The organism is Nostoc sp., from assembly GCF_036919575.1.
Taxonomy (GTDB): domain Bacteria; phylum Cyanobacteriota; class Cyanobacteriia; order Cyanobacteriales; family Nostocaceae; genus Nostoc.
Genome location: NZ_JBALBY010000040.1, coordinates 81,059 through 93,681 on the forward strand (window position 1 = coordinate 81,059; position 12,623 = coordinate 93,681).

The 12,623-nt window shown below is 40.3% G+C and carries 19 protein-coding genes and 1 pseudogene; 11 read left to right on the forward strand and 9 right to left on the reverse strand.

All coding sequences use genetic code 11. The annotated features are described in order from the left end of the window. Positions 1-129: 129 nt before the first annotated feature. Positions 130-342 (forward strand): hypothetical protein, encoded by a 213-nt coding sequence (locus V7K27_RS12370; protein ID WP_334947506.1) that lies wholly within the window; start codon positions 130-132, stop codon positions 340-342. 35 nt (positions 343-377) lie between these two features. Here the strand turns inward: V7K27_RS12370 and V7K27_RS12375 are convergent, their stop codons facing one another. The 4 genes from V7K27_RS12375 to V7K27_RS12390 form a co-directional block, all read right to left on the reverse strand. Then, the gene (locus tag V7K27_RS12375) at positions 378-1,400 is read right to left on the reverse strand and encodes a hypothetical protein (RefSeq protein WP_334947508.1); all 1,023 of its coding nucleotides are present in this window, start codon (positions 1,398-1,400) and stop codon (positions 378-380) included. 30 nt (positions 1,401-1,430) lie between these two features. Further along, positions 1,431-1,739, reverse strand: a complete 309-nt coding sequence (locus V7K27_RS12380) for an urease subunit beta (protein WP_334947510.1) — start codon at positions 1,737-1,739, stop codon at positions 1,431-1,433. A gap of 14 nt (positions 1,740-1,753) precedes the next feature. After that, positions 1,754-2,056, reverse strand: coding sequence for an urease subunit gamma (gene ureA / locus V7K27_RS12385; RefSeq protein WP_334947512.1), 303 nt, complete (start codon positions 2,054-2,056; stop codon positions 1,754-1,756). 68 nt (positions 2,057-2,124) lie between these two features. Continuing rightward, positions 2,125-2,976 carry an urease accessory protein UreD gene (locus V7K27_RS12390; protein ID WP_334947514.1) on the reverse strand — a complete coding sequence of 284 codons (852 nt, stop codon included), beginning with the start codon at positions 2,974-2,976 and terminating at the stop codon, positions 2,125-2,127. Between the two features lie 276 nt (positions 2,977-3,252). On the opposite strand from V7K27_RS12390, the gene V7K27_RS12395 reads away from it, so the two are divergent. The 5 genes from V7K27_RS12395 to V7K27_RS12415 all read left to right on the forward strand — a co-directional run bounded on the left by V7K27_RS12395 (position 3,253) and on the right by V7K27_RS12415 (position 5,500). Continuing rightward, entirely contained in the window at positions 3,253-4,110 is an 858-nt protein-coding gene (locus tag V7K27_RS12395; RefSeq protein ID WP_334947516.1) for a ParA family protein, read from the forward strand. Then, positions 4,110-4,529, forward strand: a complete 420-nt coding sequence (locus V7K27_RS12400) for a hypothetical protein (protein ID WP_334947518.1) — start codon at positions 4,110-4,112, stop codon at positions 4,527-4,529. The genes V7K27_RS12395 and V7K27_RS12400 overlap by 1 nt, the downstream gene beginning before the upstream one ends. A gap of 97 nt (positions 4,530-4,626) precedes the next feature. Further along, positions 4,627-4,857 (forward strand): type II toxin-antitoxin system HicB family antitoxin, encoded by a 231-nt coding sequence (locus V7K27_RS12405; protein WP_334947520.1) that lies wholly within the window; start codon positions 4,627-4,629, stop codon positions 4,855-4,857. A gap of 251 nt (positions 4,858-5,108) precedes the next feature. Next, complete coding sequence (locus V7K27_RS12410; RefSeq protein ID WP_334947522.1) at positions 5,109-5,294, forward strand: hypothetical protein; 186 nt, start codon at positions 5,109-5,111, stop codon at positions 5,292-5,294. Beyond that, positions 5,291-5,500, forward strand: a complete 210-nt coding sequence (locus tag V7K27_RS12415; protein WP_334947524.1) for a hypothetical protein — start codon at positions 5,291-5,293, stop codon at positions 5,498-5,500. Before V7K27_RS12410 ends, V7K27_RS12415 begins: the two co-directional genes overlap by 4 nt. A gap of 99 nt (positions 5,501-5,599) precedes the next feature. On the opposite strand, the gene groL is transcribed toward V7K27_RS12415, so the two are convergent. Together groL and groES are read right to left on the reverse strand one after the other, a co-directional pair. Next, complete coding sequence (gene groL, locus V7K27_RS12420; protein WP_334947526.1) at positions 5,600-7,234, reverse strand: chaperonin GroEL; 1,635 nt, start codon at positions 7,232-7,234, stop codon at positions 5,600-5,602. Positions 7,235-7,386: 152 nt separating this feature from the next. Beyond that, positions 7,387-7,698, reverse strand: coding sequence for a co-chaperone GroES (groES, locus tag V7K27_RS12425; RefSeq protein WP_292766180.1), 312 nt, complete (start codon positions 7,696-7,698; stop codon positions 7,387-7,389). A gap of 187 nt (positions 7,699-7,885) precedes the next feature. Here groES and V7K27_RS12430 point away from each other — a divergent pair, with 187 nt between their 5' ends. From V7K27_RS12430 to V7K27_RS12440, 3 genes are all read left to right on the forward strand, one after another. Then, positions 7,886-8,017 carry a hypothetical protein gene (locus tag V7K27_RS12430; RefSeq protein WP_334947528.1) on the forward strand — a complete coding sequence of 44 codons (132 nt, stop codon included), beginning with the start codon at positions 7,886-7,888 and terminating at the stop codon, positions 8,015-8,017. A 77-nt stretch (positions 8,018-8,094) separates the two neighbouring features. Beyond that, positions 8,095-8,265, forward strand: coding sequence for a hypothetical protein (locus V7K27_RS12435; RefSeq protein WP_334947529.1), 171 nt, complete (start codon positions 8,095-8,097; stop codon positions 8,263-8,265). A gap of 330 nt (positions 8,266-8,595) precedes the next feature. Continuing rightward, positions 8,596-9,273: a response regulator transcription factor gene (locus tag V7K27_RS12440; protein WP_012407592.1), complete on the forward strand. Its 678-nt coding sequence runs from the start codon at positions 8,596-8,598 to the stop codon at positions 9,271-9,273. Between the two features lie 71 nt (positions 9,274-9,344). Here V7K27_RS12440 and V7K27_RS12445 read toward each other — a convergent pair whose 3' ends face one another. The 3 genes and pseudogenes from V7K27_RS12445 to V7K27_RS12460 all read right to left on the reverse strand — a co-directional run bounded on the left by V7K27_RS12445 (position 9,345) and on the right by V7K27_RS12460 (position 10,804). Beyond that, complete coding sequence (locus tag V7K27_RS12445) at positions 9,345-9,653, reverse strand: NIL domain-containing protein (protein WP_334947531.1); 309 nt, start codon at positions 9,651-9,653, stop codon at positions 9,345-9,347. A gap of 114 nt (positions 9,654-9,767) precedes the next feature. After that, positions 9,768-10,048: pseudogene (locus V7K27_RS36470) on the reverse strand (ATP-binding protein). A 495-nt stretch (positions 10,049-10,543) separates the two neighbouring features. Continuing rightward, positions 10,544-10,804, reverse strand: a complete 261-nt coding sequence (locus tag V7K27_RS12460) for a chlororespiratory reduction protein 7 (RefSeq protein ID WP_334947535.1) — start codon at positions 10,802-10,804, stop codon at positions 10,544-10,546. A gap of 510 nt (positions 10,805-11,314) precedes the next feature. Between V7K27_RS12460 and V7K27_RS12465 the strand changes: the two genes are divergently transcribed. Together V7K27_RS12465 and V7K27_RS12470 are read left to right on the forward strand one after the other, a co-directional pair. Then, positions 11,315-11,515 (forward strand): hypothetical protein, encoded by a 201-nt coding sequence (locus V7K27_RS12465; protein WP_334947537.1) that lies wholly within the window; start codon positions 11,315-11,317, stop codon positions 11,513-11,515. Continuing rightward, positions 11,503-12,528 carry a PleD family two-component system response regulator gene (locus V7K27_RS12470; RefSeq protein WP_334947539.1) on the forward strand — a complete coding sequence of 342 codons (1,026 nt, stop codon included), beginning with the start codon at positions 11,503-11,505 and terminating at the stop codon, positions 12,526-12,528. Before V7K27_RS12465 ends, V7K27_RS12470 begins: the two co-directional genes overlap by 13 nt. Positions 12,529-12,623 lie beyond the last annotated feature (95 nt).

Genomic DNA, 12,623 nt, shown 5'->3' on the forward strand with positions numbered 1-12,623 from the left:
ACTCCTGGCGATGATGTTGATTTTAGAGTTTGTGGGATTGTGCGATTCTCTATAAAATGGCAAAGCTGAACACGCTTTCGATAATTTGGGTTTATGCTATGAATGAGCGTTCTTGGAGGCTTAGACAGAATGACCCTAGCAGACCTAATTCCTATAGCTCGAAAGCTTTCTCCATCAGAAAAACTCAAGCTAATTCGCATCCTTGCCGAAGATTTAGATACAGTAGAGGATATTTCTCTATTGGAACCCTTCAAAACCTACGATTTACCTACTCCTTATAATAGCTTTGGGGCTGGTACAGTCATGATGGAAGCACTCAAATCACAGGATTCGAGTCATTAAAATTTCGACGTAGGCGCGGCGGTTCATTATATAATTCATATCGTATTACTCTTGGCTTCATTTAACTTTGTTAGAAAATGGTTAGCTGATTCCTCATTTGTAAAAAATCCTTGCACAACTAAACCAGACCATTCTTCTTGCAAAACTGGCTCAATATTTGGTAGAAATTTAGTTATTGCCTCTTCTGATTTATTTAAATATTCTGATAATCTAGTTAGATAAATTTTAAACTTCAGCCCCAATTCTTGATTACTCTCAATAGGTATTAAATTAAATATCGCTTTTTTACTTTTACCAGTCCCAGTAAAAGTAATACAACTTTTTGTCGTATTTGTCCAAAAAGGATATTTAATTAAGCCTTGGTAAACTAATTTATATATGCGATTAACACCATTATTTTCTGCTGTTTCTTCTAATTCTTTGTAAGTCAAGTTATTTTTTCGTGATGATTTACTAGCAATATTTTCTTTAACTTGGTTGGGGTCAACTAAAAATTTTCTTGCTAATAGCTCATGCCCATTATTATTGAAGTAATTAAATTTAGCTACATTTATGGGGACTTGATAGGTTTCTGACAAATAACTAATAATTCTTTCAGTACTAGGATCTATTTCTGATGCAACTATTAAAATTTTGTGTTGACTATTTATAATCTCTGGAAATATCTTATCAAATTTTGTTTGAAAAGCTTGTTCTAAAGTTTCTTCATTACCTAAATAATTGAAATAATTAACAGCAATATTATTTATTTCATCAGCAGATAGATTTTTCACCCATGAGGCATAATCTAACGCTTGAGCAGTTACCTCTCTAGATGTTTGATCACGTTTTAACTCCACAATGACAACATTACCACCATTATCTAAACAAAGTAGATCAATTATTCCGTTATAATCTGTAGCTACCTGCCTACCAATTACTAATAAATCTGGTGAAAAAATAGAGATATCTCTTTCTAACCACTTTTCTAGACGTGCCTCTAAATTTAATTTAGTTTTCATGATTTCCGTAAGTTTATCTTCTGCGGATACTTCCCAGATTTTCAGGTCTTCTTGCATATAAATGATTCCAGTTTCATTAGAGTTTTATCAATCAAGATTACCGTTAATTTTGCTGTTGAAGCCGTAGACTTGGCGGATACCGACTAAGGGGACTAAAATCACTTCTTTTTCGTCACCTGGTTCAAAGCGAACTGCGGTTCCGGCGGGGATATCGAGGCGCATTCCTCGCGCTTGTTCTCTGTCAAAATTTAAGGCGGTGTTAACTTCATAAAAGTGATAGTGGGAACCGACTTGTATGGGGCGATCGCCTGTATTCGACACTTGTAAATTTACCGTTGGACGACCAACATTGAGTTCAATTTCACCTTCTGGTGTAATGATTTCTCCAGGAATCATAATAAATTCAAAAATTAACGAATTGGATCATGTACTGTCACTAACTTTGTGCCATCAGGAAAAGTTGCTTCTACCTGTACTTCATGCACCATTTCTGATATTCCTTCCATCACATCATCCCGCGTTAATAGAGTTGTACCATAACTCATTAATTCAGCTACAGTTTGCCCATCTCTTGCGCCTTCTAAAATGGCAGCAGAAATATAAGCGATCGCTTCGGGATAATTCAGTTTTAAACCCCTTCCTTTACGTCTTTCTGCTAATAAAGCAGCTGTAAAAATTAATAGCTTATCTTTTTCCTGCGGCGTAAGTTGCATTTGTACTTCCTCCTCTGAGTTCTCCGCGCGTCTGCGGTAGCCTGCGGCAAGCCACTACGCGTCTACGTTCAAACCTGCCACACTCTTGGTATACAATTACCACGATTCAAAAAAGAAACTCGCAGCAATTGCCAAACATCAATAAACCAGTTTCTCACCTCAGATGTAGAAGCACCGCGATACCGACACAATAATCCATGTTGTAACCGACTAACACCTACTTCTCCTTCCCCATTCCATAAATTTCGGGTTTTTTGGACAACTTCTGCTGAAACTACACCACCAACCCAAACTAGACTACCTACAATTGGTTTTCCAGCCAAGGCGTGGGGACTGTGGAAAATGTCTTTGCTACCCCGTAACCATTGGCGATCAATCCATAAAGGAACATCTTGTTGCCAAATTTCGGTGTGCGATCGCCATTCTCCCAGATAAAATTTTTCTCCTCTAGCACTCCGACCAAATCGGGTAATTTCCCAACCTAACCAACTAGCCCCGGTTGCTAATTCTACCCGTATATCTTGCCGATAAATCGCGCCGTTAAATAAAATTGTCTCTTGCGGTAGCCATTCTAAACAAGCACCAGCGTCAACTTGTATTTCGATAGTTTGTCTAGCTTGTAAGCCATTGCTGCGGTATATCTTACTAGCAGCAGCTGTGGTGATTAAGGCTTGGGCTTGGGATTGGAGGTGGATATTAGAGGATAAGCGATCGCCTCCCACAACTCCCCCGGCTGTATGTAAAATGACGCTATGACAAACTTTTTCCCCTTCTGGATAAAATGGGCGTTGTACCTTCAGGGGCGCTTGTTGGTGATTGTAAATTAATTGGGTTTTATCCTGGCGATCGGCATAGACTAAATTAAGTTTTCCATGCCAACCTTCTGCGGATTTTTCTGCTGTTTGTGAGTTGCAAGTCATTTATGAAGTAAAGATTAAATTTCAGGTAAATTACATTTCCTTAATTTACCCTATTAGTGTTTTACCTGCAATTTATCATTATTTGTTCGTTAACTTGAATAAGGATAGTCTCACGCAAAGACACCAAGAATAACTGTGCGTTAGTTTTGTGTAGAAGAAATTGAACTGCATAGACGCAAAAAGAATTGTGATATTGAGAATTAACCTGTTACTTGGGCATATTTTCAGGGAAAGATAGAACTGTAGCCCATGAAATGCGTCAATCTACCAGAAATTATGACAGCTAAAGTGATAAGCATTTGCAACCTCAAGGGTGGAGTTGGCAAAACTACCATCGTCATGGCATTAGCAGAATATTTAGCAGGCGATACAATGTACAAAAAGCGTGTACTTGCTATTGACCTTGATCCTCAAAGTAATTTGACTAGTGCTTTAATGTCTGAAGAGGTTTGGGAAAAAGAATTTGAAAGCAAAAAATTGACATTGCCTTATTTATTTAAAGATCCTGAATATTTTTTAGAAAATGTTAAAAGCGAAAATTTTATAGTTAAACACAATGTTTCAAATGTTAGAAACAGAAATTCTTTTGCCCACTTACATCTGATACCTAGTAGCCCAAAGCTATTTGAAATCCAGGAAGAATTGCCATCGGGTTATTATTCTTTTAACTTTAAACCCGTTGAGCTTCTTCGTACAATCCTCAAACCCTTATTGAATAATTATGACTATATTTTAATAGACTGCGCTCCAAATATTAACACAATAGTTAAAAGTGCATTTCTAGCTAGTAATGCTTGTGTAATTCCTTGTGTACCAAACCGAATGTCAATTCATGGATTAGATCTATTACTTGAACACATTGAAAAGTTTAATAGAGATTATGTACATAACTTAAAAGCAGTAGGAACATTAATTTCTCGTTACAACCGAACCATAGCCCAAACGGAACATTTAAACTCTATTATTGTCAACCCTTTCTATCCACCAGTTTTTGAAACCAAAATTTTAGAAAGAGCAAACATTGCAAAAGGTTTAGAATTGAGTAATTATTTGACATATAGACAAAAATATGATGATTCTCATGATTCTATGGTGAAGTTAGCTAAAGAATTTATTCAGAGAGTAGGTAGATAATGGAAGCATCACAAATTGCAGATTTATTAAGAGCGATCGCAGAAGTTGTAGAATCTGATCCAAAACTTGCCAAAGCTGTAGAAAAATGTCTAACTAACAGCTTAAACGCTCAAAAAAGTAAAGGTTCGTCCGCAGCAACACCAAAGCAATCAAATGCTAGTAAAACTCTCGAAAATGGCAATATTATCCTAACTGAATGTCGGCAAATTTTACGCGAACACGGTGAAGAACAACTGAGGTTTTACTTAACTGAGCTAGGAGAACAGGTTAGAGAATTATTGAAACACGGTCAACTTGACCCGAAACGCTCTATGCGCCGCCGCAAAGATTTGAATAGTATTATTGAGCATATTATTCAAAAATTGCAAGCTCAAGATCAAAGCGGAAAACTACTTGCAGCAACTATTTCTAGAACTTGAAGTAATTTTATAAATAAAAAGTAGGGTCATTCCTTGAGTCTACAAAAGGGATATCATAGTAATTAACATACCTATAAAAGTAACACTGCACACAACAATGGAAAAATTGCTAAACATCCACATTGAGAAATTACCTGAAGGCGTTTATTTAGCAACATCTGATGAGCTTCAAGGTTTAGTAGCTCAAGGACGGACTGTTGCTGAAACTTTAGAAATTGCCCGTGATGTAGCACGGAAGTTATTAGAAGCACAATCTCAGGATCAAGAACTAGATTATTTGCAACCAATAGCTGAACAATTTAACTATCCTTTAGTTGTAGGTCAGTAATCAATTCATGGGACGGCTTTGTATTCATTAAAATTGTGAACTATTAAAAATCCAGTTGTTAGGCTCGCCAAATTCTTATCGGTGTTTCTTGGTATTTACTACGAATATATGTTGCTTCTTCATAAAATTCATTCGAGTATATCCCAGTGCTGCCTGTAGAGGCAGGGGAATAAAACTGAACATACTTTGTTAAAATAAAAAATAACCGCTCCATAAAAATTTATAAATTAAACATTAAATTTTAGGTATTCATGGAGCCAACAGAAACACAATATCTCATTCTCAATGCTTTAGAAACTCTAGGACTGCTTGAGGGAATGTTCTATGATGATGAGAGAGGATTTTACTATATCACCACTCCTAGCACCGTTTTACCTACAGCACTCCTTCTGCAAAATGGCGAGATAGCTCCTATTTCATGGGCATCAGAACTATGAAAAAATCAACAGCACTGTTAAAACAAAAGTATCAAAGGCTTAGAGAAATTTTTGCACTAGCTCGACAGCGATATCTAGAAGCAGGCGGCGATCCTCGTCGTCCCACTGACAACCATTATTTAACCAATGAAGAGAAACAAGAAGCTTTTGAAATAGGAGTGCAGGTTTTTGACGTTCAAGTTGATCAAGCCAAATTAAAATCTTAATTTTGTTTAAGCAATTTGCCTTTTGCGCCTCTGTTCCACAAAAAAACAGCCGCCTCCATCAGGAAGCAGCTGTTTTTACAAATAGGGGACTACAAAGTATTAGTAATCGAAGTCGCCGCCACCAGCGCCAGCGCCAGCAGGAGCGCCATCCTTAGGCTCCGGCTTGTCAACTATAATACATTCGGTTGTCAACACCATACCAGCGATGGAAGCAGCGTTTTGCAGAGCAGAACGAGTCACTTTAGCAGGGTCAACAATACCAGCAGCAAACAAATCGACGAATTCGTTTGTCGCAGCGTTGTAGCCAACATTAAATTCTTTCTCTTTCACGCGTTCAGCGATCACAGCACCATTCTGACCTGCGTTTTCAGCAATCCGCTTCAGAGGTGCAGGTAAGGCGCGAACGACAATCAAAGCACCAATCAACTCTTCATCCTTAAGATTGCTCTTCGCCCAAACTTCCAATTCAGGAGCAAGGTGAGCCAGAGTTGTACCACCGCCAGGAACAATACCTTCTTCCACAGCAGCTTTAGTGGCGTTGATAGCGTCTTCTAGGCGCAGTTTCTTGTCTTTCATTTCAGTTTCGGTCGCTGCACCCACTTTCACCACAGCGACACCACCAGAGAGTTTAGCAAGACGCTCTTGCAGTTTCTCTTTGTCGTATGAAGATTCGGTTTCATCGATTTGACGACGAATCTGTTCGACACGAGCCTTAACAGCAGCTTCGTTACCTTCAGCAACAATTGTAGTGCTGTCCTTGGTAATGGTGATGCGGCGAGCTTTACCCAGGCTATCCAGCTTGGTGTTATCTAGCTTCAAACCAGCATCTTCGGTGATTAGCTGACCGCCAGTCAAAACAGCGATGTCTTCTAGCAGAGCTTTGCGGCGATCGCCAAAGCCAGGAGCCTTAACAGCAGCCACGTTGAGTACACCGCGCAAACGGTTTACTACTAAGGTTGCTAAAGCTTCTTTTTCGATATCTTCGGCGATAATCACCAAAGGACGACCAGCACGAGCTACTTGCTCTAACACTGGTACAAGGTCTTGTACCAAAGCAATTTTCTTATCGGTCAGCAGTAGGAAAGGCTCATCAAAAACCGCTTCCATCCGTTCAGCATCGGTAGCGAAATAGGGAGAGATGTAGCCTTTGTCAAAGCGCATCCCTTCAGTAATTTCCAACTCTGTGAACATAGATTTCCCTTCTTCTAGGGAAATTACGCCTTCCTTGCCCACCTTATCCATTGCTTGGGCAATCATCTGACCAACTTCTTCGTCATTACCAGCCGAGATCGCACCAACTTGGGCAATGGCTTTGGAGTCTTCTACTGGACGGGCGTGTTCTTTGATTTTTTCTACCAAAAAGGCAGTAGCTTTGTCTATACCACGCTTCAGCGAAATCGCATTAGCACCAGCTGCAACGTTCCGCAAGCCTTCTTTGACGATCGCATGGGCTAAAACGGTGGCAGTGGTGGTGCCATCGCCCGCAGCATCGTTGGTCTTAGAAGCAGCTTGACGAATCAGAGCTACACCAGTGTTTTCAATGTGGTCTTCTAATTCGATTTCTTTGGCGATCGTTACACCGTCATTGACAATTTGCGGTGCGCCAAATTTCTTTTCTAGAACTACGTTACGACCTTTGGGGCCAAGGGTAACAGCTACAGCCTCAGCCAGGATGTCAATGCCTCGTTCCAGGGCGCGACGGGCGTTTTCGTTGTAGATAATGCGCTTTGCCATAGGTGTCTAAATTCCGGGAGTAAGTCAATTTTTTTTTGAATTGGGCATTGGGCATTGGGCATCGGGCATCGGGCATTGGCCAAACAGGGCATTGTTTTTGACATTCCCTATTCCCCATTCCCCATTCCCTATTCCCTATTCCCTATTCCCCACTAGATCACGACTGCTAAAATATCTTTTTCAGAAAGCAGTACATATTCTTCAGTGCCGAGTTTGATGTCAGTGCCAGCGTACTTAGAGTACAGCACCTTATCGCCGACTTTAATTTCCAATTCCTGACGGCTACCGTCATCATTACGCTTGCCAGGACCAAGGGCGACTACTTCCCCAACCTGGGGCTTTTCCTTGGCCGTGTCGGGCAAATACAGACCACCTGCGGTCTTTTCCTCTGAGGCGCTCACTTTTACGAAAACGCGATCGCTCAAAGGTTTAACTGTAGAAACGCTTAAAGATAAAGCTGCCATATTTTTTTCTCCAGAGTTTTAGCACTCTCAACCCCTGAGTGCTAATCTACCGAAAAGTGGCATCCAATGGCAAGAATCCCTTGAGTACGGGTTCCCGAACTAGAAGATCATCGGTGTACTTAAGTATAAATGCTTAATTATTTCTACCTTGCGGGTTTTGTTCCGTAAGTTACGAAGAGAGTAGGGAATGGGGAATGGGGAATGGGGAATGGGGAATGGGGAATGGGGAAGAATTCTTATAACTCCCCACTCCCTACTCCCTACTCCCCACTCCCTACTCCCTACTCCCCATTCATTGAAAATTGTTATAGAACTGTAATCAGGGAGCCGCTCGATGAATTTTAGGTCTTTAAAACTAAAAGCAACTGCTTGCGCGTTTGTTGTTCTAGACCCATAATGGTGGTTTACACTGATGGTGTCTGGTATGGCCAAGCAAACCTGGGAGTTATTGAGCGGATCATCCAAGAACACTTAATAGGCATAATGGCGGTTAAAAAATATGCATTTTTAAGCCATCCTTTGCCAGAAACTTCCCTAGTTTCTTGTGAACACCTCATAGAGGCTTAACAACCGAAGGATATGGTATAGCAGTAAGCTTGAAGAAAGTGCGGGTTGCTTTTGAGGTAGGGTCATCTTTAAGCCAATACTTACTTGTGAGTCAGAAAGATTATTATTTAATCAGTGTTTTTTCGCCCAGCCCCTTTCAATGCGATATATAATAGCGCATTATAGATACTACTGCTATACGTATCCTTGCTGGACTTTTGCTATCGAGCTACTAGTCCCTTGAAAATGCTCGGCATTTTTGAGGCTTCGAGACAGCAAAGGCAAGTTAAGTAGGAAAAAGGACAACATCTCGAAATAACCCACCATAGAGGATAAATATTCAAGACTTTGATGGACCGAAGCGCGACAAGTGCCACTGCTATGAAAGAGCCCAGCATGAAAGATCACAAACGACTTCTATTGATTGATGATGACCCTAACCTCATCTTGCTGGTGAAGGATTACTTAGAATTCCGGGGATATGAAGTTATCACCGCCGAAAATGGACGTGAAGCTCTGGAAATTTTAGAGCAAGATGTTCCAGACATGATCATCTGCGACGTGATGATGCCGGAAATGGACGGATATACTTTTGTGGAACAAGTCCGGCAAAACGAACGCACCAGCTGGATTCCGGTTCTTTTCCTTTCAGCTAAGGGACAAAGTGCAGACCGAGTTAAGGGTCTGAATAAAGGTGCTGATGTTTATATGGTCAAACCCTTTGAACCAGAAGAACTCGTAGCGCAAGTTGAATCCTCGCTGAAACAAACTATCCGTTGGAAAGAACACCAAGCAAAAGGAGGCGAAAACGGTTCCCGTATCCAGGTTCCCTTCGATGTGCAATTAACCCCAACCGAACTGAAAGTAGTCCAGTTTGTCGCTAGGGGTCTAGCTAACCGGGAAATTGCTGAAGAACTAAATGTTAGTCAGCGCACGGTTGAAAGCCATGTGTCCAATATGTTGGGCAAAACTAATCTCCACAACCGCACTGAACTAGCGCGGTGGGCGATTGAAAATCAAATGGCATAGTGAATTTTAGATTTTAGATTTTGGATTTTGGATTATTAATCTAAAATCCAAAATCCGAAATCGAAAATTGATTACCAACCATCTTCTTCAGGGCTGGATTGGTGCAAAACTTCTAAATCCAGTTCATCCAGGTAAGTTAAGGCGCTTTCAATCTGGGAAGTAGTACCTCGTAGTTCCAGGTCGAAGCAGCTATATTGTGGCACGTTTGCGCTGATCTGAGCATCAGCAATAATGACTGTTACCCCATAGTGAGAAACCAGTCGTGAAATGACTGGTTCCTCATGTAAATCTTTAGGAATCCGAACTTGGATACGAGTTTGGGTGCGTCTACTATCTAAAATATCAGTATTAGATTTTACTTGTTTATTTGGAATTGCCATTAGAGCTTCCTACTCGACTTCTTGGATGAGGGTTTTGCTTTGCACGATTTCTTTTAACACTAGCGTCACTCATCCCACACAGGCAAGCAATTCTGGATTCTGGATTTTGACTTCTTATACAGGAATTGTACTCAAATCAGTAACTGGTAATGCTATTGGAATTTCGATCGCAAATTCCGTTCCATAACCAAATTCAGATTTTAGCTGGATATTTCCTTGATGTTTTTCAATAATTTGATAGCTAATTGCTAAACCTAGTCCCGTTCCTTTGTTGACAGGTTTAGTTGTAAAAAAAGCTCAAATATCTTACTTTGGATTTCGGAATCAATTCCAGAACCGTTATCTCTAAATCTAATTATGACTGTTTCTAATTCAGTTACTTCCGTTGTAATCACAATTTGCTTTTGGATCTGATTATCTAGTTATAGTAAAGCATCAATGCCATTACTAAGGATATTCATGAATACTTGGTTTAATTGTGCTGGATAACATTGAACTAGTGGCAGATTTCCATATATTTTAATAATTTCAATTTTTTGTTTTTGAGCTTTGCTTCTTCTTTACTGGATAGCATGACAAGTAGGTGTCCTTTCATCTGAGAGTTAGAGGCGATGCCTACGGTGGTAACATAGCTTGTTAACTCATCCCCCGGCTTGAAGCCGGGGGCAAATCGAAGTCATTAGTCATTAGTCATTAGTACCAATGACCAATGACTAATGACTAATGACTAAATCGGCGGGCGGCTATTCCTCCCACCCAAGAATGTTGGGATGGGATTCCCGCCGATTTTCGTTGAAGTGCGGTAAACTACCCATTGCTTTGAGTTGTGTGACAGACTTTTAACAAATCACCTAATTAACACATTTTCCTCTTAACCACTGACCAAAAAGTTACTTTTCTAAACGAACTGCATACCATTTTAAATATTGCCCAGGAGCAATATCTAATTCGCAACCGGTGTCTAGTAAATATTGTGCTTGACCTTCCACAGTATCCAACTTTTGCAAGTCAGGTGATAAATCTTGAATTTGGAGTTGTTGGAGAGTTGTTTTGAGCTTTTCTAATAACTCTGATGGTGTCAGAAACTGTTCTGGTTGATTTGGTTCTAGAACAACAAAGTGTTCTTGCTGGTACATTAATGAGTCTGGCATTTTAAAGATTTAGTGAATGTAAATAGGTTTTGATTTTTTTTGTAAGAACTTTTGGTTGTTTGTGTAGTCAAAAAGATGATGGTGGGAGCATCTCAATGAGTGTAAAAAGCCTTGTAAAACCTCACCCCAACCCTCTCCGTGGGTTCGGAGAGGGAGTAAGAATCTTGTTTCTCATCTGGTATATTTGCTTTCACTGAGATGCTCCCGATGATGGTTTTATGTGCTGTCTGTGAAGTAATTATAGGATTTAGTTGTTCAAATTCATAAATTTAAGTCAAGTGACATTAGTATTAGCTATCTTCTGAGCGCACTTTGCCAATTGCTTTGCCCTGTCTCAGTAGGTTTATAAACTAACTCCAAAACTAAATAGTTAAGGTGTGCAATTGCAATTTTTTTGAAAATTGCAATTTCACTTGAACAATGGGGAAATATAAAAGTAACACTTCCTCTCATAACCATAGTTGAACAAAAAGGTAACAATCGCCTTCGTGTTCCAATTATAGATTCTCTATGCAACTTAGTTACCTACCGCTTGCTTGGCTCACTAACATTGAGCAGTCTATTGTCAAAAAACAGTTGATTGTGAAGCCAGATACACCTTTGCCGCCAATTCTGGCATTGATGAAAAGAGCGATCGCCCCCATGCGATTGAGTTGCACAGCCTTTTTCAAGATAGTCCCGCAAGTAGAAGGCAACTCATGTCAGGCATAAGCCCATTTTCTGTTTCTAAGCAACCACCACTGATTCTAGTGGCTGATGATGACAAAACCACCCGAGTATTGTTGCGTAAAGCTATGGAACAAGAAAATTATCGAGTGGTCGAGGTCAATGATGGTAAACAATGTTTAGATGCTTACGAGACTATCAAACCAGATATAGTTTTGCTAGATGCTGTAATGCCTGTGATGGATGGCTTTACCTGCTGTAAGCATTTGCTCCAGATTGCCAGGAATAATTTAATCTCAGCCCTTGCCACCTTTGATACTGACTCGACCCATAACAATACTGTCATCTCCAAGATATGGCAGCGCACTCCCATATTGATGATTACATGCTTGGACGATGAGGAATCTGTAAACCGTGCTTTTGAGGCAGGGGCGACTGATTACGTAACTAAGCCAATTCACTGGCCTGTATTGCGCCAACGATTGCGCCGACTGCTACAACAAGCACAAGTATACAAACAATTAGAGGCGGCAAATCAAGCCTTGCATCACCTTGCCAATGTAGATGGTTTAACTGAGTTGGCTAATCGTCGCCGCTTTGACGATTATCTCAATACTCAGTGGATTAATCTCGCACAAGAGGAATCTCCCTTGTCAATGATTTTGTGTGATATCGACTTTTTTAAATTTTATAACGATAAATATGGCCATCCTGCTGGGGATATCTGTTTACAAAAGGTGGGTGCTCTCTTAAGCTTTAAGGCACAAAAACATCAGGATTTAGTAGCGCGTTATGGTGGCGAAGAATTTGCTGTGATTATGCCACACACCCCTGCATCTGGCGCACTTCACGTTGCCGCAGCGATACAAGCGGGAATCAAAGATTTGCAAATTGTTCATCACGGTTCTGCGGTGAGTCAATATCTCACCCTCAGTATGGGCATTGCGACTGTTATCCCCACTTGGGAATCCTCAGCTTCAGATTTGATTCTGCTGGCAGATAAAGCACTCTACCAAGCAAAGGAGGGGGGGCGCGATCGCTTTGTCTCAAGTTCTTAATTGTCATTTGTCATTTGTCATTTGTCATTTGTCATTTGTCATTTGTCATTTGTCATTTGTCATTTGTCATTTGTCATTTGTCATTTGTCATTTGT

Excerpts from the sequence above, each read along its gene's own strand:
- V7K27_RS12410 (WP_334947522.1), top strand. The coding sequence starts at position 5,109 with ATGGAGCCAACAGAAACACAATATCTCATTCTCAATGCTTTAGAAACT.
- V7K27_RS12395 (WP_334947516.1), top strand. The coding sequence starts at position 3,253 with ATGACAGCTAAAGTGATAAGCATTTGCAACCTCAAGGGTGGAGTTGGC.
- V7K27_RS12445 (WP_334947531.1), bottom strand. The coding sequence starts at position 9,653 with ATGGCAATTCCAAATAAACAAGTAAAATCTAATACTGATATTTTAGAT.
- V7K27_RS12400 (WP_334947518.1), top strand. The coding sequence starts at position 4,110 with ATGGAAGCATCACAAATTGCAGATTTATTAAGAGCGATCGCAGAAGTT.
- V7K27_RS12470 (WP_334947539.1), top strand. The coding sequence starts at position 11,503 with ATGTCAGGCATAAGCCCATTTTCTGTTTCTAAGCAACCACCACTGATT.
- V7K27_RS12380 (WP_334947510.1), bottom strand. The coding sequence starts at position 1,739 with ATGATTCCTGGAGAAATCATTACACCAGAAGGTGAAATTGAACTCAAT.
- V7K27_RS12465 (WP_334947537.1), top strand. The coding sequence starts at position 11,315 with ATGCAACTTAGTTACCTACCGCTTGCTTGGCTCACTAACATTGAGCAG.
- groL (WP_334947526.1), bottom strand. The coding sequence starts at position 7,234 with ATGGCAAAGCGCATTATCTACAACGAAAACGCCCGTCGCGCCCTGGAA.
- V7K27_RS12390 (WP_334947514.1), bottom strand. The coding sequence starts at position 2,976 with ATGACTTGCAACTCACAAACAGCAGAAAAATCCGCAGAAGGTTGGCAT.
- V7K27_RS12405 (WP_334947520.1), top strand. The coding sequence starts at position 4,627 with ATGGAAAAATTGCTAAACATCCACATTGAGAAATTACCTGAAGGCGTT.
- groES (WP_292766180.1), bottom strand. The coding sequence starts at position 7,698 with ATGGCAGCTTTATCTTTAAGCGTTTCTACAGTTAAACCTTTGAGCGAT.
- V7K27_RS12415 (WP_334947524.1), top strand. The coding sequence starts at position 5,291 with ATGAAAAAATCAACAGCACTGTTAAAACAAAAGTATCAAAGGCTTAGA.
- V7K27_RS12430 (WP_334947528.1), top strand. The coding sequence starts at position 7,886 with ATGGGGAATGGGGAATGGGGAATGGGGAATGGGGAATGGGGAAGAATT.
- ureA (WP_334947512.1), bottom strand. The coding sequence starts at position 2,056 with ATGCAACTTACGCCGCAGGAAAAAGATAAGCTATTAATTTTTACAGCT.
- V7K27_RS12370 (WP_334947506.1), top strand. The coding sequence starts at position 130 with ATGACCCTAGCAGACCTAATTCCTATAGCTCGAAAGCTTTCTCCATCA.
- V7K27_RS12460 (WP_334947535.1), bottom strand. The coding sequence starts at position 10,804 with ATGCCAGACTCATTAATGTACCAGCAAGAACACTTTGTTGTTCTAGAA.
- V7K27_RS12435 (WP_334947529.1), top strand. The coding sequence starts at position 8,095 with ATGGTGGTTTACACTGATGGTGTCTGGTATGGCCAAGCAAACCTGGGA.
- V7K27_RS12440 (WP_012407592.1), top strand. The coding sequence starts at position 8,596 with ATGGACCGAAGCGCGACAAGTGCCACTGCTATGAAAGAGCCCAGCATG.
- V7K27_RS12375 (WP_334947508.1), bottom strand. The coding sequence starts at position 1,400 with ATGCAAGAAGACCTGAAAATCTGGGAAGTATCCGCAGAAGATAAACTT.